This window comes from Cupriavidus plantarum (assembly GCF_905397285.1).
Taxonomy (GTDB): domain Bacteria; phylum Pseudomonadota; class Gammaproteobacteria; order Burkholderiales; family Burkholderiaceae; genus Cupriavidus; species Cupriavidus plantarum.
The window spans coordinates 18091-41624 of the sequence record NZ_CAJPUX010000015.1; the positions used below are offsets into that span (position 1 = coordinate 18091).

Annotated in this window: 19 protein-coding genes; 16 read left to right on the plus strand and 3 right to left on the minus strand. The window is 67.6% G+C overall.

Annotated features, from left to right (window positions below; all coding sequences use genetic code 11):
* Positions 1 to 52: 52 nt before the first annotated feature.
* Positions 53 to 643 carry a phospholipase D family nuclease gene (locus KHP16_RS27485; protein WP_244214627.1) on the minus strand — a complete coding sequence of 197 codons (591 nt, stop codon included), beginning with the start codon at positions 641 to 643 and terminating at the stop codon, positions 53 to 55.
* A gap of 138 nt (positions 644 to 781) precedes the next feature.
* On the opposite strand from KHP16_RS27485, the gene KHP16_RS27490 reads away from it, so the two are divergent.
* Positions 782 to 988, plus strand: a complete 207-nt coding sequence (locus KHP16_RS27490) for a dodecin (protein ID WP_109585536.1) — start codon at positions 782 to 784, stop codon at positions 986 to 988.
* Between the two features lie 86 nt (positions 989 to 1074).
* On the opposite strand, the gene KHP16_RS27495 is transcribed toward KHP16_RS27490, so the two are convergent.
* On the minus strand, positions 1075 to 2751 hold the full coding sequence (locus KHP16_RS27495) for a ShlB/FhaC/HecB family hemolysin secretion/activation protein (RefSeq protein WP_211961566.1): 1677 nt from the start codon (positions 2749 to 2751) through the stop codon (positions 1075 to 1077).
* A gap of 165 nt (positions 2752 to 2916) precedes the next feature.
* Positions 2917 to 4521: a collagen-like triple helix repeat-containing protein gene (locus tag KHP16_RS27500; protein ID WP_430392574.1), complete on the minus strand. Its 1605-nt coding sequence runs from the start codon at positions 4519 to 4521 to the stop codon at positions 2917 to 2919.
* Positions 4522 to 5100: 579 nt separating this feature from the next.
* Between KHP16_RS27500 and KHP16_RS27505 the strand changes: the two genes are divergently transcribed.
* The 15 genes from KHP16_RS27505 to KHP16_RS27575 all read left to right on the plus strand — a co-directional run bounded on the left by KHP16_RS27505 (position 5101) and on the right by KHP16_RS27575 (position 23464).
* Positions 5101 to 6330, plus strand: coding sequence for a collagen-like triple helix repeat-containing protein (locus KHP16_RS27505; RefSeq protein ID WP_211961568.1), 1230 nt, complete (start codon positions 5101 to 5103; stop codon positions 6328 to 6330).
* 408 nt (positions 6331 to 6738) lie between these two features.
* Positions 6739 to 6945 (plus strand): Flp family type IVb pilin, encoded by a 207-nt coding sequence (locus tag KHP16_RS27510; protein ID WP_109585532.1) that lies wholly within the window; start codon positions 6739 to 6741, stop codon positions 6943 to 6945.
* A gap of 227 nt (positions 6946 to 7172) precedes the next feature.
* Entirely contained in the window at positions 7173 to 7625 is a 453-nt protein-coding gene (locus KHP16_RS27515; protein ID WP_244214626.1) for a TadE family protein, read from the plus strand.
* A gap of 91 nt (positions 7626 to 7716) precedes the next feature.
* Positions 7717 to 8676 (plus strand): Flp pilus assembly protein CpaB, encoded by a 960-nt coding sequence (gene cpaB, locus KHP16_RS27520; RefSeq protein ID WP_211961569.1) that lies wholly within the window; start codon positions 7717 to 7719, stop codon positions 8674 to 8676.
* Between the two features lie 15 nt (positions 8677 to 8691).
* A complete protein-coding gene (locus tag KHP16_RS27525) occupies positions 8692 to 10056 on the plus strand; it encodes a type II and III secretion system protein family protein (RefSeq protein ID WP_115953476.1) in 1365 nt (454 codons plus the stop codon).
* Between the two features lie 34 nt (positions 10057 to 10090).
* Positions 10091 to 11317, plus strand: a complete 1227-nt coding sequence (locus KHP16_RS27530; protein WP_415831137.1) for a pilus assembly protein — start codon at positions 10091 to 10093, stop codon at positions 11315 to 11317.
* 1 nt (position 11318) lies between these two features.
* Positions 11319 to 12635 carry a CpaF family protein gene (locus KHP16_RS27535; protein ID WP_109585528.1) on the plus strand — a complete coding sequence of 439 codons (1317 nt, stop codon included), beginning with the start codon at positions 11319 to 11321 and terminating at the stop codon, positions 12633 to 12635.
* Entirely contained in the window at positions 12628 to 13554 is a 927-nt protein-coding gene (locus KHP16_RS27540) for a type II secretion system F family protein (RefSeq protein WP_211961570.1), read from the plus strand. Before KHP16_RS27535 ends, KHP16_RS27540 begins: the two co-directional genes overlap by 8 nt.
* Positions 13555 to 13564: 10 nt before the next feature.
* Complete coding sequence (locus tag KHP16_RS27545; RefSeq protein ID WP_211961571.1) at positions 13565 to 14692, plus strand: type II secretion system F family protein; 1128 nt, start codon at positions 13565 to 13567, stop codon at positions 14690 to 14692.
* An 11-nt stretch (positions 14693 to 14703) separates the two neighbouring features.
* Positions 14704 to 15552 (plus strand): tetratricopeptide repeat protein, encoded by an 849-nt coding sequence (locus KHP16_RS27550; RefSeq protein WP_211961572.1) that lies wholly within the window; start codon positions 14704 to 14706, stop codon positions 15550 to 15552.
* A gap of 13 nt (positions 15553 to 15565) precedes the next feature.
* On the plus strand, positions 15566 to 15946 hold the full coding sequence (locus tag KHP16_RS27555) for a DUF3613 domain-containing protein (protein ID WP_244836088.1): 381 nt from the start codon (positions 15566 to 15568) through the stop codon (positions 15944 to 15946).
* Positions 15947 to 15959: 13 nt separating this feature from the next.
* Positions 15960 to 17714 carry a TadG family pilus assembly protein gene (locus tag KHP16_RS27560; RefSeq protein WP_244836090.1) on the plus strand — a complete coding sequence of 585 codons (1755 nt, stop codon included), beginning with the start codon at positions 15960 to 15962 and terminating at the stop codon, positions 17712 to 17714.
* 15 nt (positions 17715 to 17729) lie between these two features.
* A complete protein-coding gene (locus KHP16_RS27565) occupies positions 17730 to 19112 on the plus strand; it encodes a sigma 54-interacting transcriptional regulator (protein WP_109585523.1) in 1383 nt (460 codons plus the stop codon).
* A gap of 84 nt (positions 19113 to 19196) precedes the next feature.
* The gene (locus tag KHP16_RS27570) at positions 19197 to 20342 is read left to right on the plus strand and encodes an exonuclease SbcCD subunit D (RefSeq protein ID WP_211961573.1); all 1146 of its coding nucleotides are present in this window, start codon (positions 19197 to 19199) and stop codon (positions 20340 to 20342) included.
* Positions 20339 to 23464: an AAA family ATPase gene (locus tag KHP16_RS27575; RefSeq protein ID WP_211961574.1), complete on the plus strand. Its 3126-nt coding sequence runs from the start codon at positions 20339 to 20341 to the stop codon at positions 23462 to 23464. The genes KHP16_RS27570 and KHP16_RS27575 overlap by 4 nt, the downstream gene beginning before the upstream one ends.
* Positions 23465 to 23534: the final 70 nt, after the last annotated feature.

The following is a 23534-nucleotide window of genomic DNA, read 5'->3' on the forward strand; positions in this document are numbered from 1 at the left end:
TGGCTGAATTTTGCGCGAGTGCACGACGTTGCGTCGTGCACTCATGGCGTGGTCAGTACTCGGACGACTGGCGGAAGCGCGTGTTCCAGTTGTCGGTGTAGGCGCGAACGATGGCAGCGTCGCCGCGGATAAGCATGCCGTTTTCGGCGTTGCGCTGCTGGGCGGCCTTCGTGAAATTGAACGAGCCCGTGAACACGGCCTGATCGTCGAACACCATGACCTTGTTGTGGGCGATGGCGGGCTTGGTATCCACCACGACCGGGATGCCGGCGTGCTTGAGGAACGTGGCGCTCGTGTAGCGCTCGGATGTCTGGCTCTTGTCCACGATCACACGGACGTCCACGCCGCGACGGTGCGCCTCCGCGACGGCTTCGGCGATGGCGGCGTTGGTGAACGAGTATGCCTGGATCAGCAGCTTGCGGCGCGTCTTGCCGATGGCGTCGACGATCATGTCCTGGCAGCTGGGGCCGTCTGGCACGAAGCAGAGGGTGTAGCTGCTGCCTGTGGCGAACGGCGCGGGGCGCGTGGTTGGCGTGCCGATGGCGTCGGCGAGGCTTTCCAGCGATGAGGCCAGGCGTGCGTGGGCGGTTGTGGCGCAGAGGAGCAGGGCAACGGTGGCGATGAGTCTTTGACTGGCGGGCACGGCTTGATGGGGTCGATTGACAGGGGTGGAAAACCGGCCCGCAGCGTAGCAGGCTGTGTGCCCCTGAGCAATAACCATCACACCTGCTTACTTTCGTTTCCTATGATGGAGAGACGAACAACCAAACAGGAGTACTCAATGTCGAACCACACGTACAAGCTCGTCGAGATCGTTGGGACCGCGCCCGATGGCACGGATGCAGCGATTCGCAATGCTATCTCGAAGGCCAACGAGACGATCAAGCATATCGACTGGTTTGAGGTTGTCGAGACGCGGGGGCATGTTGTGGATGGAGCGGTGGCGCATTTTCAGGTGACGGTGAAGATCGGGTTCAGGGTGAATTGAGTTGTGCCCTCTCCCCAGGGGGGGGCTTCGCCCCCCTTCGGGTCAACGTGAGCCCTCTCCCCTGGCCCCTCTCCCCGGCCCATCGCTCAATCAAACTGATACGACCACAGCAGATTGATGCGCGGCGAGCGGTGGCTGGCGTTGACGGGTTTGTCCGCGACCGGTTGCGCGAGGGAGATGTCCATCGAGTAGAAGCGGCGGTCCGAGAAGCGCAGCCCCAGCGCGACCGAGGCAAGGTTGCGGTGGGATAGCGAGAAGCTGTTCGAGAACACGCGCGCCATGTCGTAGGCAATGAATGGCTGCAGCGTCTTCAGGTACGTGAAGTCCACCGCGAACATGCGGTTGATCTCCGCCGATGCGCCGAAGCCCTTGTCGCCCGCGACTTCGCCCGCGGGGTAGCCGAGGCCGAAGAAGCGGCCGCCGAAGCTGATCTGTTCGCTGGACGCGAGCTTTTGCGCGCTGTACTGGCCGGCCGCCGAGAACGCGACACCGAAGCCGAGCGGCAGGTCGTTGGCCTGCGACAGCAGGAGCCGCGTGCGAACGAAGCTGAGGTCGTTCTGGTTGTTCTCGCGGTTCGCGCCCAGGCCGTCGATGCCCTTGAACACCCCTAGCGTGGCGCTACGCGTGACACCCTCCCCACGAAACTGATAGGCGAGCTCCGCGCTGGCCACCCGCACGTTGGTCCCCAGCGTGATTTGCCGTCCCGCGCCGGGCTGCACCGCCTGGGTGTAGCGTTCGAACTGTTCGTTGAGATAGAAGCCGCCCGTGGCAGTGAGCGTATGGCGGTTGCTGAGGATGAACGGGTAGCTTAGCGACGTGCCGATGCGTTTGCTGTCGTTGACATAGCGCGATTCGAAACCGATCGGTGCGAGCGTCGAATTCTCCGGATTGCCGCGATAGTGCGACGCATACAGCTTGGCGAGCATCCCCTCCGTGCCGAGCGGCTGCGCATAGCTGGCGGCGTAGTACTCCTCGCTGTTGGGTCCCTTCGGATAGAGCGCCGAAATCGAGATCTGTTCGCCGAGCGGCGTCAGGCTGTTCGTCGTCGCCGTAGCAATGCCGCGGATGCCCGGCGACACGTACTCGAGGCCAGTGCCGAACGTGAACGGCTTGCGCTTGACGTCGAGCACCATCTCCGACGCGCCGTCGGTCGTGGTCGGCGGCTGCACGGTGGCGGCGACCTGCATGCCGGGCTGTTGCGCGAGCACGTTGACGTAGTGCTCGAAGCTTTCGGTGCGCAGCGGACGGTCCTTTTTCAACTGCTCGGCGATCTTCCGCAGGCGGCCTTCGGCCGGACCGGGCTTGCCCTGCACGGTGACGTTGGAGACGTAGCCCTCCACCACGGTGACGAGCACGTTGCCGTTCTCGAATGCCTGTGCGGGCACGAAGGCGAACGAGAGCGGGTAGCCCGCTTCCTTGTACATCGCGGTCACGTCTTCCGCAGCCTTGAGCAGTTCGGCGACGGTGATTTCGCGATTGGCGAGGGGGGCGAACTTGGCGGCGATCTGATCGAACGGCAGCGTCTTGACGCCTTCGATCTGGAAGCGACGTGGCGTGAGCCGCGCGGCGAGCAGGTTCTGCAGCGCGTTGTCGGGACGTTCGACCTGAACGGTGACGTTGCTTTGCGGCGGCCTGGCCGGCGCGATGGACGGCAGCGTTTGGGTGGGATCGCCCTGCACGGGACTGCGTTCGGCGAACGCGGGCAGGTGATGACAGGTACCGACGCCGATGATCAGCGCGGCAACGCGATGGCGTGTACGCATGGTAATACCCCAGAAGAAATGCACTGCATGCCGGCGTTGGAGTGGCCACGTCGTGTGGCCCGGTCGCGTGCCTCGCCCGACAGGGGTGCCGTTCCCCCTGCCGGTTCTGCGAGGCCGCTGCCGTATTGCTGAGGTGCGGTGTTGCTGTGCGTGGGTGGCCGCGGATCAGCGCTTGCCGCCGAGTGCGCCCGTCACGCCGCCGACGAGACCGCCTACCAGGCCCGTCACCGGAGCGAGGGCGCCGGCGCTGCTGCCGGAACCCGAACCGCCGCCGGTATGGCCTGCGGGCGCATTGCCACCGCTGAGCGCGCTGGTGACGCCGCCGACGAGGTTGGTGACCGGAGCGAGCGGGCTGTTCGGTGCGCCGCCACCGCTCGCCGCTCCGCCCACCGCGCTGGTCAGCCCGCTGGTGAGACCGCTGACGAGGTTGGTGACGGGCGCGAGCGGGCCGCTGGCCGCGCCGCCGCTCGTGGCACCGCCCACCGCGCTGGTGAGCCCGCCGGTCAGGCCACTGACGAGGCTGGTGACGGGTGCAAGCGGGCCGCCGCTGGCCGCGCCGCCGCTCGTGGCACCGCCGACCGCGCTGGTGAGCCCGCCGGTCAGACCGCTGACGAGGCTGGTGACCGGCGCGAGCGGGCCGGTGGCACCGCCGCCGTTGCTGCCGCCGGTAAGCCCGCCAGTGAGCCCGCCGAGGAGACCCGTGACCGGTGCAAGCGGGTTGCTGCCGGCCCCGTTGGGGTTATTGACGACACCGCCGACCGACGCGACGGTGGTGCCCGCGCTGGTGAGGACGCCGCCGACGCTCGAGACCACCGGGGTGTTGGCGTTGGTGAGCGTGTTCCCGCCGTTCGCGAGCGCGCCGCCGAGCGCGCCGAGCAGCGTGCTGACGGGCACGCCGAGACCCGTTGCGGCGCCGACGTTCTGCGTGGTGCTGGTCACCGCCGACGTCAGCGGCACGATGGCCTTGCTGACCGTGCTCGTGACCTGTTCGACCGGGCCCGTGGAGAGCGCGGCGCCGAGCTTGTCGCCAACCTTGTCCACCACGCCGCCGACCTGCGTCACGACGTTGCCCACGGGCGAGGCGACCGCGCCGAGCGGCGCGAGCGTGCCGGTGCCCAGGCCGGCCACCGCGCTGCCCGCATTGCTGACCGCGCCACCGAGATTGCTGACGACATTACCGGTGCTCGCGACGGTGGTGCCGAGCGGGTTCGTGTTGTTCGGCATGTTGCCGAGGCCGTCCTTGACGCCATCGCCGAGCGCGCCGACGGCGCCGCCGACCGACGCCAGCACGCCGCCGAGACCGTCCTTGGTTTGCGTCGAGACGACGGGCAGCGGTGCGTTCTTGACCTGATTGCCGACATCGGTGACGGCGTTGCCCACGCTATTGACGATGTTGCCGGCGTTATCGGCCACGGTGCCGGTCGGCGTCTTGACGACGGTCTCACCGCCGTTGTTGCCGCCGTTGTTTCCGCCATTGTCGCCACCGTTATTGCCGCCGTTGTTGCCACCGCTGTTGCCACCATTACTGGCGTTATCGGTGCCGCCGCCCGTACCGTTGCCGCCGCCGATCGTGCCCGTGGATCCGTTGCTGCCGGACGTGCCCGCGGTGCCCATCGACGTGGAACCGCTGCCGCTTGCGCAGCCGCCCAGTGCGAGCAGCGAGCCGACCAGAGCGGCCAGAGCGACCTTGTTTGCGACCTTGTTGGCGATGTTGTTTGCTGCGTGCTTCGAAGCACGACGTTGTTCGTTGCGCATGACCGTTTCCTTGATTTACCCGACAAAGGACTCACGACGCTTGTTGCCGCTGTTGTGTCCCGCATGTGGCGGCGCGCCGTACCCGTATGCCAGTAGCGCAAGCGATGTGCCAGTGAACCGCGCACTTACCGCTTCTGTGGGGGGAGGTTGCTGGAAGCCGCGTGGCACAAGGGTTTGCGCGGCATTGATCAAACGCGCGCATCAAGCGGACGGCGTCGCGCGGGCGTACGGATCGCGTTACGCGTTACGTAACGGCGGGGTGACGGCGAAACACGTTACGTGACACGTAACGTCCGCGGGGCAGCTATCGCGATGTAGCGATGCGCGATGGCAATGACGCAGAAAGCCGCATGTCACAAGGCTTTGCGACATACGGCGGGAGATCGTTTGAGACAAGTGTCAGCGCTTGGCACGCGCTTTGCGGAATGGGTTCCGCCGATTCGACAACGCAAAGAAGGGACAGCGCAAAGAAGGGACAGCGCAACGACGAATGCAGCGTCGCCGATCCGAACGGGTGGTTGGCCACGACAGATGTCGATGGAGCCTTATAGCCGCGCGGGACACACAGCGAAAGAACACCAAAGGAGAACGATCATGAAGGTCACGACCCACCGTCCGATGAACGTGATGGCCATCGCCAGCGCGGCGGCACTGCTCATGCTGGCAGGCTGCTCCTCTGGCGGACACGGTAGCGGCGCAAGCCCCACCAATCCGAGCCAGTCGCAGACGCCGTCCGATCCCACGCCGCCCACGCAGACGCCGCAGACGACGCCCGTGGGCCAGGTAGGCGAGGGCGTGGGCAATACCGTCGTGGCGACAGGTAACGCCGTCAGCCAGATCGGCAAGCAGCTGCAGGACGCGAATCTCCCCGTGCTGCCGGATGCCACGCAGGATGCGACCGGCGGCGTGTTGATCAAGGCCGGCGAGACCGTGGCCACGCTAGGCGATGGCGTGCGCGATGGCCTCGGCAAAATCGGCGCGGTCGACAACCCCGTGGGCGTCACCGTGGGCAACACGGGCAATGTCGTCGTGAAGACTGGCGAGACGGTCTCGAGCGTGGGCGATGTCGTGAAGTCGCTCGGCAGCGATCAGCTCTCGCCGCTCGCACCGGTGGTGAATCCCGTGGGTGGCGTCGTGCAGAAGGTCGGCGATGTCGTGCAGACCGTTGGCGGCAAGCTCGGTGACACGTTGAACAACGGTCCGGTTGCGCAGGTCACGGGCGCGACGAGCAAGGTGATCGTGCCCTTGACCACGCAGCTCACGAACGCGACGCAGACCGTCGGCGGTGCCACGGGCCTCGGTACGCCGGTGAACTCGCTGCTCACGACGCTCGGCGGTACGGTCGCGAGCGGCGGCAGCATGCTGACGAATGCGGACAAGCCCGTGATTTCGCCGCTCGGTGGCGTGGTGACGGAACTGGGCAAGACCGTGGCAGTGGCCGGCGTGGCCCTGCACGGCAATGGTGGCGCGGGCGGCGCGGGCGGCAATCCGCTCGGCGGCCTGCTCAACAACCTGCCGCTCTCCGGCGTGACAGGTGGCCTCGGCGGCGCCGGGGGTTCGGGTAGCGGGAGCGCCAGCCCGCTAGCCCCGGTCACGAATCTGCTGGGCGGTGTGACAGGCGGTCTCGGGAACGTAGCGGGCGGGGGTTCGGGAAGCGGGAGCGCCAGCCCGCTCGCACCGGTCACCGGTCTGCTCGCGCCCGTGACGGGCCTGGTCGGTGGATTGACGAGCAGTGTCAAGGGCGCCGCGGGTGGGGCGGCCAGCACGGGCACGAGCGGGCAGCCCGCGCTCGGGTTGCCGAATCTGCTCGGTCTCGCACGCTGAGTCGTATTTCGATCATCAGGATTTTCCCTTAACGACTACTTTACGGTGCGTTGTCGTCTTTACCCCGCGCGGCGCATCCTTTTATTCGAAGCATGCAGCGTTCTGGCTTTCTAAAGTCAGGACGCTGCACTTTCTTCATGTTTTAACCGGCCGTTCTTTCACAAATCGCGTATTCAGCGAGGACTTACTCTGTTCGTAGGTCACGCTTCAAACGCTTGTCTGTGCGTATGCTCACATTGGCATAGCTCGAATGGGGGGTATGTCTACAACATTGCATGTTTTATAAATTCTCTACCAGCGAAAAAAACGTCAGAAGTAACTGACCGATTAGAGTCAGTTCGGGTACATGGGGTGAATAACAGCAGCGCTGGGTCGCGAGTTGTTCCTTTTCACGTCGGGAGTGAAACCATGAAAAAAGTGCTGGCGCGCTTTCATCGGCAACAACGCGGTGCTACCGCGATCGAATACGCCCTCATCGTGGGTCTTGTGGCGCTCGGCATCGCGGTTGGCGCGAAGCAGCTGGGCGGCGATATCAGTTCGGGCTTCACCGCGCTGGGGACCACGGTCAAGAACATGATGACTGGTACCTCGTCCGGCTCCGGCTCCGGAACCTGACCGCAGGCCCCTCGCGTGAACGCTTGAGCGTTACGCCCACCTCTCCGCGCATTTGAAATCTCCAACACGCGTTCGCGTGCCCAGGCATGCGAGTGCGGGAGTTCGCGCGCGTTCGGTGAAGGTACGTCGTGCGGTCACGCCGATCAACGAGAAACGCTTTCTCATTCAGGGTCCGCGCCACCGGTTTGGCGCGCGGCGGTCTCACGACCGGGTGAAGCATGTCACGAATGGAAAACCGGAATCGGCGCCGTACCGCGGGGGTTGCGGCGCTGGAGTTCGCCATTGTGCTGCCGATGTTGATATCGGTCGTCCTTGGCATTGTTTATTACGGCGTTGTATTCGCTCTGCAGCAGGCGCTGACGCTCGCTGCGGCGGAGGGCGCGCGCGCTGCGCTGCGCTATCCGCTGGCATCGAACGGTGGCAACGCGGGGTCGACGGTGGGCCCGCGTGTGCTCGCCGCCGCGCAGACTGCGCAGGCAACGCTGCCGGTTTCCATTCGTTCGCGCGTCAATAACGCAGATATCGCGCAGGCCATCGCATGTACCGCGCCTGCCGGTGCCGTCTGCGTGCGCGTGACCCTGAACCTGCCTACTACTTCGCTGCTGCCCACGCTGCCGCTGGTCCCGGTACCCGCGACGCTCACTGGCAGTGCGACGGTGCAGCTCTCCCCGGATACATGACAACAAGGTTTCTCTGCGCCGCGGCCGGTCGGATACGTGCCGCGCGGTCGTGTCTCACGACACGAATTGCGGGTTTCAAAAGGGTCGATGCATGAGCAGCAATACCATTCGAATCATTGCGGTCTGCCTGCTCGTGCTGGCGGGCCTGCTGGCGTTGCTCGCCTGGCAGGTCAGCCGCCAGAGCACGCCCGTCGTGCAACCGCAGGGCACCGTCGCGCTGCATCCCGTCGTGGTCACGACGCGGCCGGTGGAGGCGGGGAAGCCGATCGCCGCGGATGCCGTGCGCATCGCGCAGTTGCCGCTCGACCCCGGCGGCGCGTATCGCGACACGACACGTGTGGTGGGACAGGTGCCGCTGGTCAGCCTTGGCGCCAACGTGCCGGTACTCGAGAGCCAGTTGCTCGCGGGCCTCGCGCGGCAGGTGCCCGATGGCGAGCGCGCGGTCGCGGTGGCCGTCGATGAAGTCATCGGCGTCGGCCATCAGGTCCAGCCAGGCGACTATGTCGACGTGTTCGTGGTGATGCGGCGCGACTCGCAGGAGATTGCCGAGAGCCAGGCGCGCATGCTCCTGTCGCGCCTGCGCGTGCTGGCCTACGGGCACGGCGCCGTCAACGAAGCGCCGCAGCAGGAGGCCGAGCAGCTGATGACCCGCCGCGACGGCGCGAAGACAGCGGTGCTTTCGGTTCCGCTCGCCGCGGTCAGCCAGCTTGCGCTTGCGCAACAGGCGGGGCGATTGATGCTGGCGCTGCGCAATCCGAAGGATCCGGAGATGCCCAGCGAAGGCATGTTCGCCGAACCCGCAGGTGTGCTGAAGGCCCGCGCCGGCGTGCCCGCGGAAGCGCAGCATGCTCCTGCGGATCGCGCGGTGGCGGGCGTCGCGCTCGCGGGGATGATCGGCGCGCCGCCAGCCGCAGCGCGTAATGTGGGGCCGGTCCCCGCACCGATCACACAACCCGCGCCTGCCGCCGCCCCCGTGCGGCGCGAGCCCGCTACGACGGCCCGGACTTCCGGCGTGGAGGTCATCCGCGCTGGCAAGCGAGATACGGAATAACACGAGTCGCACGGTATGCCCACTTCCTTCCTCAATGCCCTGCGATTTTCCCTGGCCTTGTTCGCGTTATCGACCTCTCTTACCCCTGCGGCGCACGCGCAGGATGCGGCCGCGGGCGCGCGCTCGATGCGCATGCTCGCGGGCGCGCAGCAGGAGATACGTCCCGGACCCGCGCTCGAGCGTGTGGCGGTGAGCAATCCGGCCGTGGCCGATGCGCTGCTGCTGAAGCATCGCAGCGGACCGCCGTCCGTGCTCGTCGTCGCCAAGTCGCCGGGGGTGACGGACCTGATGATCTGGAGCGGCGGCGCGCCGGTCAGCTATTCGGTGCAGGTGGACGCGGTGTCGCCCGATCGCGGCGGTGCCGACGTGAGCATCTCCACCGCGGGCGCCACGATCAGCGGCCAGTCGCCGGACGCCGCCGCAGCCGCGCGCGCGCAACGTGCGGCGCGCATGGCGACGTCGGCGGGCAAGGCCGCGGATGGCAAGGGAGGGCTCATCGTCGACCGGTCGACGGTGCCTGTATCCGGTACGGTGCAGGTCGATGTGAAGGTCATGGAGATCAGCAAGACGATTATCAAGGAAGTCGGCCTGAACTTCGTCAAGCAGAACGGCGGCTTTGCCTTCGGCTCGTTCAGCCCCACCACCATCAGCAAGATCACGCCAAGTCCGCAGGGCATGGACATCGAGGGCACGGTGCCCATCGCGAGTGCGTTCAACCTGCTGGCCGCGTCGGCGTCGCGCGGGCTGTTCGCCAACCTGAGCATTCTGGAAGCCAACGGTCTCGTGCGCGTGCTGGCCGAGCCGACGCTGGTCACGCTGTCCGGGCAGAGCGCGAGCTTTCTCGCGGGCGGCGAGATTCCGATTCCCGTGCCGCAGGCGCTCGGGACGACGACGATCCAGTTCAAGCCCTTCGGTATCGGCCTGACGGTGTCGCCGACGGTGATCTCGAGCCAGCGCATCGCGCTGAAGGTCGCGCCCGAGGCGAGCGACCTCGATCCGTCGCGCGGTATCCAGATCAACGGCGCTTCGGTGCCGGCGATCGTCACGCGGCGCGCGGACACGATGATCGAGCTCGGCGATGGAGAAAGCTTCGTGATCGGCGGCCTGGTGAGCCGCAACACCGTGAGCAACGTGAACAAGGTGCCGTTCCTCGGCGACCTGCCCATCATCGGGGCGTTCTTCAAGAATCTGAACTTTCATCAGGAGGACCGTGAACTCGTGATCATCGTGACGCCGCACCTCGTGAAGCCGATGGCGAAGGACGCCCCGGCGATAGCCGCGGTGGGCAACGATGGCACGACGCGTACGAACCCGAACGTGTGGGGCCGTTTCATTGCCGGGGAGTACGTCGATCCGACGCTGCCCGGTTTCTCGCGATAGGGATCAGGCAGCGATGATGCAGCGAGACGTGGAGATCGATTACTTCCTGATGAATACGCGGCGCGACGACGTGCGCCACTGGCTTGGCGGCGCATTGACGGGCCTGGGCGCGCTGGTCGCCGAGGACGGATCGCATGAGTCGTTCGTGGAGCAGGTAAGCGCGATTCGGCCGGGGCTCGTGTTCCTCGATTTTTCCGGTACGCACGCGCAGGTGTCCGGGCGGCTCGCCGAGCATGTCGTGCGCCTGTTCCCCACGCTGCCGCTTGTCGCGGTGGGACATGCGTCGGAGCCGGAGGCGATGCTGATGGCGCTGCGCGCGGGCGTGCGCGACTTCATCGACCTGCGCGGCAACCCGTCCGATGCCACCGCGGTGGTCAAGCGGCTGATGCTGCCGCGCTCGCAGGTCAAGGCGGCCGAGCCGACGCGGCGGGGCGGCATCGTGGCCGTGCTGGGCGCGCGTCCTGGCGTGGGCGCGACGACGCTCGCGGTGAACCTCGCCGCGACGGTGCGGCAAGGTTCACGGCCGGCGTCGTCGGAAGTCCTGCTGCTGGACCTTGGACTACCCGTGCGCGATGCGGCCTTGTATTGCAACGTCTCGCCTGAGTTTCATTTTGTCGAGGCGGTGCGCAACCTGCGGCGCTTCGACCAGGTATTCGTGCAGACCGCGCTCGCGCGTCAGGCCAACGGCGTGTCGCTGCTGCCGCTGCCCTCCACGCTCGGCGAGCTGCGCGACATCTCGTATTCGGAAGCGCTTGCGCTGCTGGACCGGTTGCGCGCGTTTTTCGATATGCAGGTGATCGATCTCGGTGGCTTCACCAACATGGATTTCATGTCGCAGATCGTCAGCGCCGCGGACCACGTGATGATCGTCGTGGAACAGAGCCTCGGGGCGATCGTCTCCGCGGCAGAGCTGTTGCAGGAGCTGAAGAAGCGCGAGATCGAGCGCGACGATCTGCGGCTCGTGGTCTCGCGTTTCGACGCGCGGCTCGGCGTGGATGCGGCGCAGATTGCCGATCGCGTGGGGGTGCGGGCCGTGGAGACGCTGCCGGAGCGACGAGAGGCGCTGCTACTTGCGACCAACCGCGGGGTGGTACTCGCGGATGACCTGCCTGCCGATCCATACGTGCGCGCCGTGGAGGTGCTGGCGGAGCGGCTGGGCTATCAGGCGGGGCATGCGGCCGATCGCGGACTGCTGGCCCGGATGAAGGAGAAACTGCCCGAAGGCTGGCGCGCGCCGCGCCGCAGGCGGGCTGGGAACTGACATGACGCAAGCGATCGAATTCTCGGATAACGCCGCCGCACCGTTTCCTGCTTCGCAGGAGTTCCACACCATCAAGGAGGCCGCGCACGAGCATCTGCTGACCCGCATCGAGGAACTCGGCGCGGAGTTCGGGCGGTGGTCGCGCGTGGCCATCCAGCGCTTTGTCGATCTGGAGCTCGAGAGTTTCACGCGGTTGCGCCGCATTCCCATCAACGAGGCGGAGCTGCGCCAGATCTCGGAGGCGCTGACGAAAGAGCTGGCCGGATTCGGGCCGATCGAGGACCTGCTCAACGACCCAGCGGTCGAAGACATCCTCGTCAATGGCGCGATGGACGTCTACGTGTCGCGCCATGGCGTGCTCGAACGTATTCCGGTTCGGTTTGCCGATGGCGGCCATCTGCTGCGCATCGTGCGCCGGATCCTCGCGCCGATCGGCCGCCGTCTCGACGAGTCGAATCCGATGGTCGATGCGCGGCTGCCCGATGGCGGCCGCATCAACGTCATCATTCCGCCGCTCGCGCTGGAAGGGCCCGTGGTGTCGATCCGGAAGTTCCGCAAGGATCCGCTGACGCCAGCCGACCTGCAGTCGCTCGGCACGATGAACCCCGAGATCTGCGAGCTGCTGGAAGCTGCGGTGAGAGCGCGCTGCAACATCCTCGTCAGCGGCGGCACCAGTTCGGGCAAGACGTCCTTGCTGAACGCGCTGGCGACGTTCGTGCCCGTGACCGAGCGTGTGATCACGATCGAGGACACGGCGGAACTGGCGCTCAATCACCCGCACGTGGTGCGGCTCGAGAGCCGGCCCGGCGGGTTCGAGGGCACGGGTGTGGTGACCATTCGCGATCTGCTGCGCAACAGCCTGCGGATGCGGCCCGATCGCATCATCGTCGGCGAAGTGCGCGGCGGCGAGGTGCTCGAGATGCTGCAGGCGATGAGCACGGGGCACGATGGCTCCATGGGCACGATCCACGCGAGCAGCCCGCGCGAATGCCTGTACCGGCTGGAGATGCTTGCCGGTTTTGCCGGGTTTCAGGGGAGCGAGATCAGCCTGCGGCGGCAGATCGCCAATGCGATCGACTTCATCGTGCAGATCGGCCGGCTGTCCAACGGCAAGCGCCGCATCCTGTCGATCACCGAGGTCACGGGCCTCGGCGACAACATCATTTCCACGCAGGAACTGTGGCGTCACGAGCCCGTGCAGGGTCCGGACGGCAACGAGACCGACCGCTGGCTGTCGCTCGGCCTCTTGCCTCACTCGCCCAAGCTGGCGCGCATGCGTCCGGCCGGCTTCATGCTCGACGATCGCTTCGATGTCTAGCGCCAGCCTCCTGCTCGCCGCCATCGCGCTGCTGATTCTCGGCGCGGGCCTGCTAATGCTCGCGACGGCGCGCGCGCGTGCGCAGGCCGAGGGGGCCCGCGCGCATTTGCAGGCGCAGACGGAGCAGGTGCGCGCGCGGTACGCCACCCCGGTCGAGCCCGGGCCGCAGGCGGCGACCCGCGACCTCAGGCGGCGCTGGACCGATCTGCTGAGGCGGGCGGATCTGGCCGACACGCGGCGGACGTATCTGCGCTACGGCGCGCCCGCGGGCGTGGCGATTCTCGTCGGGGCATTGATCGGCGGTGCGATCGGTGCGGTGGCGATGCTCGTCATGGCGGCCGCGCTGATCGCCTTCCTCGTCTCGCTGCGCATTCGCCGCATCAAGACGCGCATGCTGCGTCAATTGCCGGGCTTTCTCGATGGCGTGGTGCGGCTGATGGCGATCGGCAGCAGCGTGCCCGCGGCGTTCCAGAACACCGTGGTCAATACCGAGGCACCGCTGCGGCAGTGCCTTGTGCAGGCAATTCATCTGCAGCGCGCCGGGAAGGAGCTCGATCAGGCCGTATTGCAGGTTGGGCGCGTGTACCGGCTGGACGAGCTGGTCATGGTGGCGGCCGTGCTGCGGCTGGCCACGCGCTACGGTGGGCGCGCGGATGTGGTGATGGAGCGCACCGCGACGTTCATGCGCGATCACGAGGAGGCGCAGCGCGAATTGCTGGCGATGTCGGCGGAGACGCGAATGTCCGCGTGGGTGCTCGGCCTGCTGCCGCTCGTGATGGCGGGCGGGCTGTTCGTGATCAATGCTGGCTACATCCTGATGATGTGGAAAGACCCCGCGGGCCGCGCGATGCTTCTCGCGGCTGGGGGTCTGGAGATCGCCGGTGTGGCGTTGCTGTATCGGCTGGCCCGATCGATCTAGGAGCGCGCCCATGACCATGACGACATTGGTTTCGCTTAGTCTGCTGTTGGTGGCATGCGCGGCCGGGCTACTGGCATGGCCGCTGCTGCGCCAATGGCGGCAGCGGTCGCGCGCGGCACGCACGATCGACTCCGCGCTGCAACGGCAGGCAGGGGCCTCCGCGCCGGCCGCGGGACAGACGGTGGGGGGCGGGGTGACTTCCAACGCTGCAACAGCAGCGACCTCGGCCGGAGCGGCGGGTGCGGGAGGTACCTCGAACGCTGCGCATGCCACGCATGCCGCGCATGCCGCGAATGGCGCGAAAGCGGCCAGCACCGCTGGCCCACCGCTCGGCGGCAAGCTGGGCCACACGCTGGGCAAGACGATCCAGTCGCGCTTCAACCAGCGGTGGCTCGAATCGCGCATCGGCCGCGCGGTGGTCACCGAGGAAGAACATGCGCTGCTGGAGCAGTGCGGCTTCTATGGCGTGCGGGCGCGCGCGGTATTTGGCGCGTTGCGGGTGGCGCTGCCCATCGTGGCGTCGATTCTGGCGGTGATATGGAAGGTGCAGGGCGGCCAGGCGCAGGGCGGCGGCGAGGCGGCCCTCACCTGGGGCTTCGTGGCGTTCTCGCTCGGCTTCTTCGCGCCCAAGCTGTGGCTGCGGCGCCGTGCCCGATCCCGGCTGGCGCAGGTCGATGAGGAACTGCCGGTCCTGATCGACATGCTGCGGCTGCTGCAGGGCGTAGGGATGTCGATCGACCAGAGCCTGCAGATCATCGTGGTGGAGTTCGGCAACCTGTTGCGCGTGCTTGGGCCCGAACTGCATCGCGCGAATCAGCAATTCGCTTCGGGCCGTTCGCGCGAGCAGACGCTGCTGCGTATTGGCCGGCTATTCGATAGCGAGGATCTGAAGGGGCTGATCACGTTGCTGACACAGGTGGACCGCCACGGCGGTGGCGTGCAGGAGCCGCTGCGGCAGTTCGGGGAACGATTGCAGGTCGCGCGCAAGGCGCGCATGAAGGCCAAGATCGGCAAGTTGACCGTGAAGATGACGGGCGTGATGGTGGTGAGTCTGCTGCCGGTGCTGCTGATCATCACCGCGGGTCCGGGCTTTCTTGGCGCGATTCGGTTACTGGCACAGATGGGTGCGGCACGATGACGATAAAGGGAATGGCACGCGCGGCGGCCACGTCGGTAGGCATGACGGTAGCGGGGGGCACGTTGCTCCTGCTGGGTGGGTGTTCGGGTCTGGGACTTGGCTCCAATAGCGCCGAGCGCCTCGCGCAGCAGGCCGACGCGCAGATCGAGCTCGCGAAGATGCGGGACAAGGAAGAGCGCGCCGAGTACAGCGACAGGGGCGTGTATATCGGCCTGATCGGCCGCATGCAGCAGGAGGGGCTGTATTACGCCTCCCTCGCGCATATCGACGCCTATCAGCAACGTTTTGGAGCCACCCCTGAACTCAAGCTGCTGCGTGCCGATGCGCTGCGCGAGACGGGACAGGACGATGCGGCCGCGCAGGCGTATCGCGAGCTGGTGACGACCGATCGCGCGGCGCGGGCATACCACGGGCTTGGGTTGCTTGCCGGGCGGCAGGGCGATTTTGCGCGCGCGGTGATGGAGCTCCGGCAGGCGACGACGCTGGATCCTGTGAGCGCATCGATCGCGAACGACCTTGGCTATGCGCTGATGCGCGGGGGCGCGTTGCAGGAAGCGAAGGTCCCCGTGATGCAGGCGCTGCAGCTCGACGGCGCGAATCCGCGCATCGTGAGCAATGCGGCGGTCTGGATGATGGCCGATGGCAAGCGCGCGCAGGCCACCGCGATGATGCAGCAGGCGAATTTGCCCGAGAGCACCCGTGCGGCGATTCGCAAGGAGGCCGAGCGCATCGCGCGCGCGGTGCAGGCGCGGGCCGGCGCCGGGAGCAGCGCGGGGGGCAAGGTCGCGGCCGCCAGGCCGCTGGCGATGTCCGACGCGCGCGCCACGCAAGCCGGCGTACAAGCCGCCGTGCAACCGTAACGAGACCGACACCATGATGCTTGCCACTCGTCTTTCCAGCTTCCGTCGAATGCTGCTGCTCGGTGCGGTGCTGTGTGTGTCCGCCGTGCCCGCGCTTGCGCAACAGCAGACTACCGATGGGCCAACCATGTCGGCCGTGCCGCCCTTGCCCTCCGTGCCGGTCATCGAACGCAACGATACGCGCGCGCTGCTGCAGATCCAGCGCTCCGGCGCGCAGGCAGGTCCCGGCCTGCCGATGACGGGCGAGCAGGCGGCGCTCGGCTATGAACGGTATCTCGAGAGCTTCCGCTACGCGATTCCCGAGTCCTTCACGAGCCAGGCCACGGGGAGCCCTTTGCGGCGCGACGGGGGCGGCGGGGGCAGCCAGTCGCTCGGACAGGCGATGGGCCAATAAGGACCGACCCATCATGCCCGCCGATCGCTTCGCCACCCGCGCCGCCTTCACCCGCGCTTCTGCCACCCCAACTTCCGCCGTCTTTTGCGGCGGGGCAGCCGGCGCGCGCGTTCGGCAGCGGGGCGCCGTGAGCGTGATGGCGGTGATGCTGATGGCGACCATCGGCGTTGCGGCGCTCGTGTCGATCGACATCGGCTATGTGTTCTACGGGCAGCGGCAGCTACAGAAGGTCGCGGATCTGGCCGCGGTGTCGGGCGCGCAGCAACTCAAGCGCGCGTCGGATCTTGCGGCTACCAGTGCCGGCGTGCTGGCGGCGGTGCAGGGCGCCGCGTCACAGAACGGCTACCCGGCCGCGGTGACGACGGCCTGCGGCGAGGTCGCGGCGGGCGCGGCGGATGGCATGCGCGCATGCCTGGGCTTGTGGGATCCGGGTAATCCGGCGAATGGCGATAGCACGCGGCATTTCAACGCGGAATATCCCGCGACCGTGTCGCCCAACGCGGTGCGCGTGCAGGCCACGCGGACGTTGCCGGTGTTGTTTGTGTTTCCCGGGTCCGGTGGGCGGCAGTTGAGAGCGGAGGCGATTGCGGTGGGGAGTCCGCCAGTGGCGTCGTTTTCGGTGGGGAGTGGATTGTTGGATGTGGATACGGCCAATAGCCTGCTGGGCAAGCTGCTGGGGCCCAACGTGACCGTGAAATTCTCGGCGGTGGACTGGTCGGGGCTCGTCGGCACCAATATCACGCTGGAGCAGCTGCGCGTCGCGGCGGGTGCCGGCACCATCAATCAGCTGCTCGGCATGGAGTTGTCGCTGCGCGATTTCTACGCGCTGGTGCTCAAGGCGGCCAACAAGAGCTCGCTGCTCGGCGTCGCCGTGGGAAGCCCCGCGACGACACTAGGCGTGGGCGCGGTGGGCGTTGCCGTCAGCATGGCGAAGTTGCTCGCGCTCGGCGTGCTGGCGCCGGCGGCTTCGTCGGCGGCCGAGGTGGGTCTCAACGTGGCCTCGTTGCTGATGCTCTCGGCGCAAGTCGCGAACAGCAACGGTGCGCGTGTCGATCTGGGCGGCCCCAATCTGGGCATCGCGCGTGCCAGCATCGGGCTGTTCGTCACGCAGCCGCCGCAGACGGCGGTGGGTCCCGTGCGGCAGACGGGAACGAATACATGGCAGACCACCGCGCGCACCGCGCAACTGGGCCTGCGGCTCGACGTCGTGGTCGATCTGCCGATTGCTTCGGTCAATCTGCCGCTGTACGTCGAGGTGGCGTCCGCGACGGCATCGCTCACGCAGCTCCAGTGCGCGGGCACGTCCACCGACCGGCGGGCGACGCTGCGGCTGACGCAGCAGGTGGCGAAGGTATGCCTGGCAAAGTCGGACGGCTCCGCGAATTGTGAGCCGACCAAGACCGTGCTCGCCAACATCCTCGGCGCCCAGGTCGTGAACGTGCCGATACCGGCGGTCCCTGTGGGTGCGGCGGGATCGCAGGACGTCGTGCTCGCGCCGGGCGGACAAACGCATGCGACCGCAACGAACCCGCTGTCAACGGCCATCGGTTCACTGCTGGGCAACCTGCGGCCAACGATTGAATTCGGCGGCCTCGGGTTGCCGCCCATCATCGACGTCGGCGCCTTGGTGAATGCATTGCTGGTGCCCGTCGCAAAACTGCTGGATGTTGTGGTGCCCACGCTGCTGACGCCGCTCGGCATTCAGCTCGGCAACGCCGACCTGTGGATGAATGGCATCGACTGCAACAACGCCGATCTGGTGTATTGAAATGAAGATGACAACATGAAAGCCGACCGCTGGGCCTACGAGAGCCTTGAAGTCTATGTCTGGGAAGGCAAGTACGAGATTGCCGACCGCGTGGCGCGCTTTCTGACCCCGCTCGGGGTCGATGTGATTCGCGCTGGCGCGCTCGAGTCGTTTCCGGCGGAGCCGCGTACCAAGCCTTGCGTCGCTGTGATCAGTGCGTCGGCGATCGGGACCGCGAAGTTCACGCTGGAGTGGGAGGCCGCGCATGGCATGCCCGTGGTGTGGGTGGCCGCGCCCGACCGGGAGGTGGATCCGGGGCGCTTTCCCGCCGAGTACGCGCACATCCTCCCGCACGACTTCACGGGTCCGGATCTGCGTACGCAGATCGGCAAGCTCATGCCGCAGTTGCTGGCCGCGTCGGAGACGGGACCCGATGTCGCGGACCTCGTCGCCGGATCGCCCGCCATGCTGCAGTTATTGCAGCAAGTGGACACGTTTGCCGACTTCGACAGCAACGTGATGCTCTACGGCGAGACCGGCGCGGGGAAAGAGCGCATCGCGCGGCTGTTCCACGATCGCAATCGCACGTACGGCAAGGGCCCGTTCATCGCGGTGAACTGTGGGGCCATTCCCGATGGCCTGTTCGAGTCGCAATTCTTCGGCCATGCGAAGGGCGCGTTCACGGGCGCGATGTTCGCGCATCGCGGATATTTCGAGCAGGCCAACGGCGGCACGCTCTTCCTTGACGAAATCGGCGACCTGCCCCTGTTCCAGCAAGTCAAGCTGCTGCGCGTGCTCGAGGAGAACGCGCTCACGCGGCTCGGTTCGGCGCTGCCCGTAAAGCTCGACTTCCGGCTGGTCGCGGCCACCAACAAGGACCTGCGTGAAGCGGTGGGGCAAGGCAAGTTCCGGGCGGACCTGTATTTCCGCCTTGCGGTGATCGAGCTGCGCATCCCAAGCCTCGAGGAGCGCGGCGCCGCGGACAAGGTGGCGCTGCTGCAATCGTTCATGCGCCATATGATGGGCGCCAAGCGGTTCGACGTCCTGCCGCCGATGCCCGATTGGCTCCGCGGCGCGGTGGGGACCGCGTTCTTCAACGGCAACGTGCGGGAGTTGCGCAACCTTGCCGAGCGCGTGGGCATCACGGTGCAGCAGTGCGGCAGCTGGGACGAGGAGCGCATTCGCCCGCTGTTTCGGGGGTTGCGCCCCGGCGCGTTCGATGGCGGAGACCGCCCCGCGGAGTCGCGCGGCGATGCGGAGGAACGGCGTCGGATCATCGCGGCGCTCGATGCGAACGGCTGGCGGCGGCAAGACACGGCGACGTGTCTCGGCATCAGCCGCAAGGTGCTGTGGGAGAAGATGCGCAAGTTCCAGATCGTCGATAGCGAGGCCGCCGATAACGAGGTCGAGTCCGCCTGAAACGATGGGGAAGCCGCATGAGACGCTGGCGTGACGTTATGATGCGGCACTCGTGTCGCGAATGACGTCGCCCAAGGAATCAGATTGCGCTTTCTCCACACCGCCGACTGGCATCTCGGTCGGCTGTTCCATGCCCGTAGCCTGATCGAGGATCAGGCTCACGTGCTCGACCAGTTCGTTGCCCTCGTGCGCGACACGCGGCCCGACGCCGTGCTGATCGCCGGGGACGTCTACGATCGAGCGGTGCCGCCGCCCGACGCGGTTGCCTTGCTGGACGATGTGCTCGCGCGCATCGTCGTCGGCGAGCGAGTACCCGTCGTGATGATCGCCGGCAACCACGATAGCGCCCAGCGGCTCGACTTCGGCGCGCGGCTCATGACCGGTCAGGGTCTGCATGTGGCGGGACGCGTGGGCGCGCAGGCCAGCGCCCTCACGCTGCGCGATGCGCATGGCGACGTGCGGATCTACGCGTTGCCCTATGCGGAGCCCGCCGTCGTGCGGGACGCGCTGGGGCTGGACCTCCCGAGCCACGAGGCCGCGCTCGGCGCGCAACTGGCGGCCATTCGCGCCGCGCATCCGGCCAACACGCGCTCCGTGGCCGTGGCCCATGCCTTTGTCGTCGGTGGCGCGGTGAGCGAATCGGAGCGTCCACTATCGGTGGGCGGCAGCGGTGCCGTGGCGGCCGGTGTGTTCGACGGTTTCGACTACGTCGCGCTCGGCCATCTGCATCGTCCGCAGACGCTTGGCACCAACGTCCATTACTCCGGTTCGCTGCTCAAGTATTCGCTGTCGGAGGCTTGTCATGCCAAGAGCGTGTCGCTGGTCGAACTCGACGGCTCGGGCGCGGTGCGCATCGAACCCATCGCGCTGACGCCGCTGCGAGACCTGCGGCTATTGCGTGGCGACCTCGCGACGCTCATCGCGAACGCGGCGGACGACGCTTGCCGCGACGACTACATTCATGCGGTACTCACGGATGCCGGCGCGCTGCTCGACCCGATGGCGCGGCTGCGGCAGGCCTATCCGAATGCGCTGGCGATGGAGCGCGCGGTCCTCGCGCGCAGCGGCACCGCGCGGGAGGCGGGGCGCCGCCTGCGCGAACTGGATACCGGCGCACTGTTCGCCAGCTTCTTCCGCGAGGTGGCCGACGCCGACCTCGACGTGGACCAGCGCCGCACGCTGGACGACCTGCTTGCCGCCATGGCCGCATCGGAAAGGGAATCGGCATGAAACCGCTCCACCTGAAACTGCAGGCGTTCGGTCCGTTCGCGACCAGTGAGTCGATCGACTTCACCCAACTGGGTGACCAGGCATTTTTCCTGATTCATGGCCCCACGGGGGCCGGCAAGACCACGTTGCTCGATGCCATCTGCTTTGCGCTGTATGGCGACACGTCGGGCGGCGAGCGCGATCCCCGCGACATGCGCAATGCCAACGCCGATCCGGCGCTGCGGACGGAAGTCACGCTGGAGTTCGCGCTGGGCGCGCAGCGTTATCGCGTCACGCGCTCGCCCGCGCAGGAGCGGCCGAGCCTGCGGGCGTCGGGTACGCTCGTGCGCGAGATTCCCAAAGCGCAGCTCGATGCGTTGACCGACGAGCGCTGGGTCAGCAAGGCCACCCAGCCGGGTCGTGTCAGCGATGCGGTGCGGGAACTGCTGGGCTTCGATAGCGCGCAGTTCCGGCAGGTCATCGTGCTGCCGCAGGGTAGGTTTCGTGAGTTGCTGACGGCAAAGTCGCAGGAACGGCAGGCGATTCTCGAGCGGCTGTTCCAGACCGAGCTCTATCGTCGCGTGGAAGAGTTGCTCAAGGAACAGGCGGCGGGGATTCGTCGCGAGGCGGATGCGATTGCCCTGCGGCGCAAGACGCTGCTCGACCAGCATTCCCTGGCGACGCCAGAGGCGTTGGCCGCGCGGATCGCCGGGCAGCAGGACGCGTTGTCGATGCTCGACCGGCAGGAACAGCTCGCGCGGGCCGATAGCGATGCGGCACGGGCCGCGCTGAGCAAGGCCGAGATCGAGGCGCAGCAGCTCAAGCGCTGGCACGATGCCGAAGAAGCGTTCGGCAAGCTATCGGCGCGGCGGGAAGCGATGGTCGCCGAGCGGGCGCGGCTGCGGACGGCGCAGCGGGCGGCGCAGGTATCGCCGATGGCCGAGCATCTCGCGGCGATGGTGCGCGATCAGACCGAGGCGCGCGAGGCGCTTGCGCAGCGGGAGCAGGAGGTCGCCACGCATTCGACGGCGGCACGCGGGGCAGCGGAGGCGCTGGCTGCGGAACAGGGACGCGCGGAGATGCGTGTCGCCCTGCAGCGGGACATTGCCGCGCGTGAGGCGATGCTGCCGCGCGCACGGCAGATGCGCGCGTTGCAGGCGCGTCTGGGCGATGCCGCCAGGGCGCTGGCGGCGGCGATCGCTGCGCGGGATGCGGCGACGGCGGCGGTTTCCAGGCTTGTGGAGCGGGAGCAGACGGTCGCAGGCGATCTCGAGCGAGCGCGCGCGGCGGCGATGCCATTGTCCGCGCTGACGTTGCAGCGCGATCGCGCGGTCGAGCGGCAGGCGCGGCTGGAGCGTTATGTGGCGGCGCGCGCGTGTCTTCCTGCCTTGCGCGAGGCGTTGGTGGCTGCCGGGCATGCGCATGGCCGCGCGGTGGCGGCCCGGGATGGCGCGCGGCAGGCGTTGGCGCATGACGAGCAGGCCTGGCGCGCTGGGCAGGCCGCGCGGCTCGCCAGCGATCTGGCTCGCGGAGCGCCATGTCCTGTGTGCGGAGGGACGGACCATCCTTCGCTGGCCGTGCGTAGGGAGTTGCTCTCGGTCAGCGACGCGCAGCTCGATGCGAGCCGCGAGGCGTTGCAGCGCGCGGACGAGCACATGCAGGCAGCGGGTGTGCGCCGGCAGACGGCGGAGAACGAGCTCGCGCAGGCCGAGGCCCGGCTTGCGGACCTTGCCGAGCTGGCGGAACTTGTTCCGACGCCTGGGGACCCTGCCGATGCACGCGCGACCAGCACAGCCGACGCAGCCAACGCAGACGTGCTGGCGGAAGCCGCTGCGCAGGCGGTGCAGGCCGATCTGGCCCGGCTCGCCGCGGCGCTGCAGGTCGCGGAGCAGGCCGCCGCGCGGTTGCCCGGGCTCGAGGCCGCGCATATCGAGGCGCGGCAGGCGCATGAGGGGGCGGTGGCGCAGCAGCGTGAGGCTGAGGCCGTGGCTCAGCGGCTCGCGCATGAGTCCGCGCAGCTCGAAGGCGAATGGAAGGGCGCGTGCGAGCAGGTGCCCGAAGACTCGCGTGACCCGGCTGTGCTGGACGCCGCGTTGAGCGCGGCACGCGACCGCGCGCGAGAACTCGAGGAATCGCTACAGCGCGCGCAGCTGGCCGAGCGCGACGCGGCGGCGCAGCTGGCGGCAGCCGTGGCGGCCCTCGACGCCGCGCGCACGCAACTGACACAGACCGATGCCCGCCACGTCCAGGCCCAGGCGTCGTTCGTCAATGCCATCGCGGCGGCGGGATTCGACAGTCTCGAGGCATGGCAGACCGCCTGCCTGCCGCCCGCCGCGATGGTGGCCCTCGACGAAGCCGTGCGTGACTTCGAACTCGAGATCGCCCGCGCGGCCGACCGCCGCGAACGCGCCGAAGCCGAGGCCAAATCGCTGCAGCCGCCCGACCTGCCCGCGCTCCGGGCTGCGCGCGACACGGCGGCCGCCAACCTCGAAGCGGCGATCCGTCAGCGCAGCGAACTTGCCGCCGCGCGCGAAACACTGCTTCAGTGCCAGCGCCTGCTCGACGCCCTCGACGCCGACGGCCGCGACATCGAGACGCGCTATGCGGTGCTGGGACGGCTGTCGGAAGTCGCCAATGGCAACAATCCGCGCCGCATCACGTTCCAGCGCTTCGTGCTCGCCTCGTTGCTCGATGAGGTCCTCGAAGCCGCGTCCCAGCGCCTGATGCGGATGAGCCGCGGCCGCTATACGCTGCAGCGCGTGCGCGAGCAATCCGACCAGCGCAGCGCGGGCGGGCTCGACCTCGAAGTGTTCGACCACGACACCGGCGGCACGCGTCCCGCCAACACGCTCTCCGGCGGCGAAGGGTTTCTTGCCTCGCTGTCCCTCGCGCTGGGCCTCGCCGACGTCGTGCAATTGCGCGCGGGCGGCATCCAGCTTGACACGCTGTTCGTGGACGAAGGGTTTGGCACGCTCGACCCGGAGAGCCTCGACTTCGCCATCCGCACATTGCTGGACCTGCAGCAGGCCGGCCGCCTCGTCGGCATCATTTCGCACGTCAGCGAGCTGCGCGAGCGCATCGACGTGCGGCTCGAAGTGCGTCCAGGCGCGGCTGGCAGCCACGCCGTCCTCCAACTACCCTGAGTCCATGCGGGGCGGCGCGTGCCGTCCCGCTGGCTTGACCGCGCGATGGTCGCAGGTGTAATCTCTTCCC

Excerpts from the sequence above, each read along its gene's own strand:
- KHP16_RS27490 (WP_109585536.1), top strand. The coding sequence starts at position 782 with ATGTCGAACCACACGTACAAGCTCGTCGAGATCGTTGGGACCGCGCCC.
- KHP16_RS27495 (WP_211961566.1), bottom strand. The coding sequence starts at position 2,751 with ATGCGTACACGCCATCGCGTTGCCGCGCTGATCATCGGCGTCGGTACC.
- KHP16_RS27505 (WP_211961568.1), top strand. The coding sequence starts at position 5,101 with ATGAAGGTCACGACCCACCGTCCGATGAACGTGATGGCCATCGCCAGC.
- KHP16_RS27510 (WP_109585532.1), top strand. The coding sequence starts at position 6,739 with ATGAAAAAAGTGCTGGCGCGCTTTCATCGGCAACAACGCGGTGCTACC.
- KHP16_RS27515 (WP_244214626.1), top strand. The coding sequence starts at position 7,173 with ATGGAAAACCGGAATCGGCGCCGTACCGCGGGGGTTGCGGCGCTGGAG.
- cpaB (WP_211961569.1), top strand. The coding sequence starts at position 7,717 with ATGAGCAGCAATACCATTCGAATCATTGCGGTCTGCCTGCTCGTGCTG.
- KHP16_RS27525 (WP_115953476.1), top strand. The coding sequence starts at position 8,692 with ATGCCCACTTCCTTCCTCAATGCCCTGCGATTTTCCCTGGCCTTGTTC.
- KHP16_RS27535 (WP_109585528.1), top strand. The coding sequence starts at position 11,319 with ATGACGCAAGCGATCGAATTCTCGGATAACGCCGCCGCACCGTTTCCT.
- KHP16_RS27540 (WP_211961570.1), top strand. The coding sequence starts at position 12,628 with ATGTCTAGCGCCAGCCTCCTGCTCGCCGCCATCGCGCTGCTGATTCTC.
- KHP16_RS27545 (WP_211961571.1), top strand. The coding sequence starts at position 13,565 with ATGACCATGACGACATTGGTTTCGCTTAGTCTGCTGTTGGTGGCATGC.
- KHP16_RS27550 (WP_211961572.1), top strand. The coding sequence starts at position 14,704 with ATGGCACGCGCGGCGGCCACGTCGGTAGGCATGACGGTAGCGGGGGGC.
- KHP16_RS27555 (WP_244836088.1), top strand. The coding sequence starts at position 15,566 with ATGATGCTTGCCACTCGTCTTTCCAGCTTCCGTCGAATGCTGCTGCTC.
- KHP16_RS27560 (WP_244836090.1), top strand. The coding sequence starts at position 15,960 with ATGCCCGCCGATCGCTTCGCCACCCGCGCCGCCTTCACCCGCGCTTCT.
- KHP16_RS27565 (WP_109585523.1), top strand. The coding sequence starts at position 17,730 with ATGAAAGCCGACCGCTGGGCCTACGAGAGCCTTGAAGTCTATGTCTGG.
- KHP16_RS27575 (WP_211961574.1), top strand. The coding sequence starts at position 20,339 with ATGAAACCGCTCCACCTGAAACTGCAGGCGTTCGGTCCGTTCGCGACC.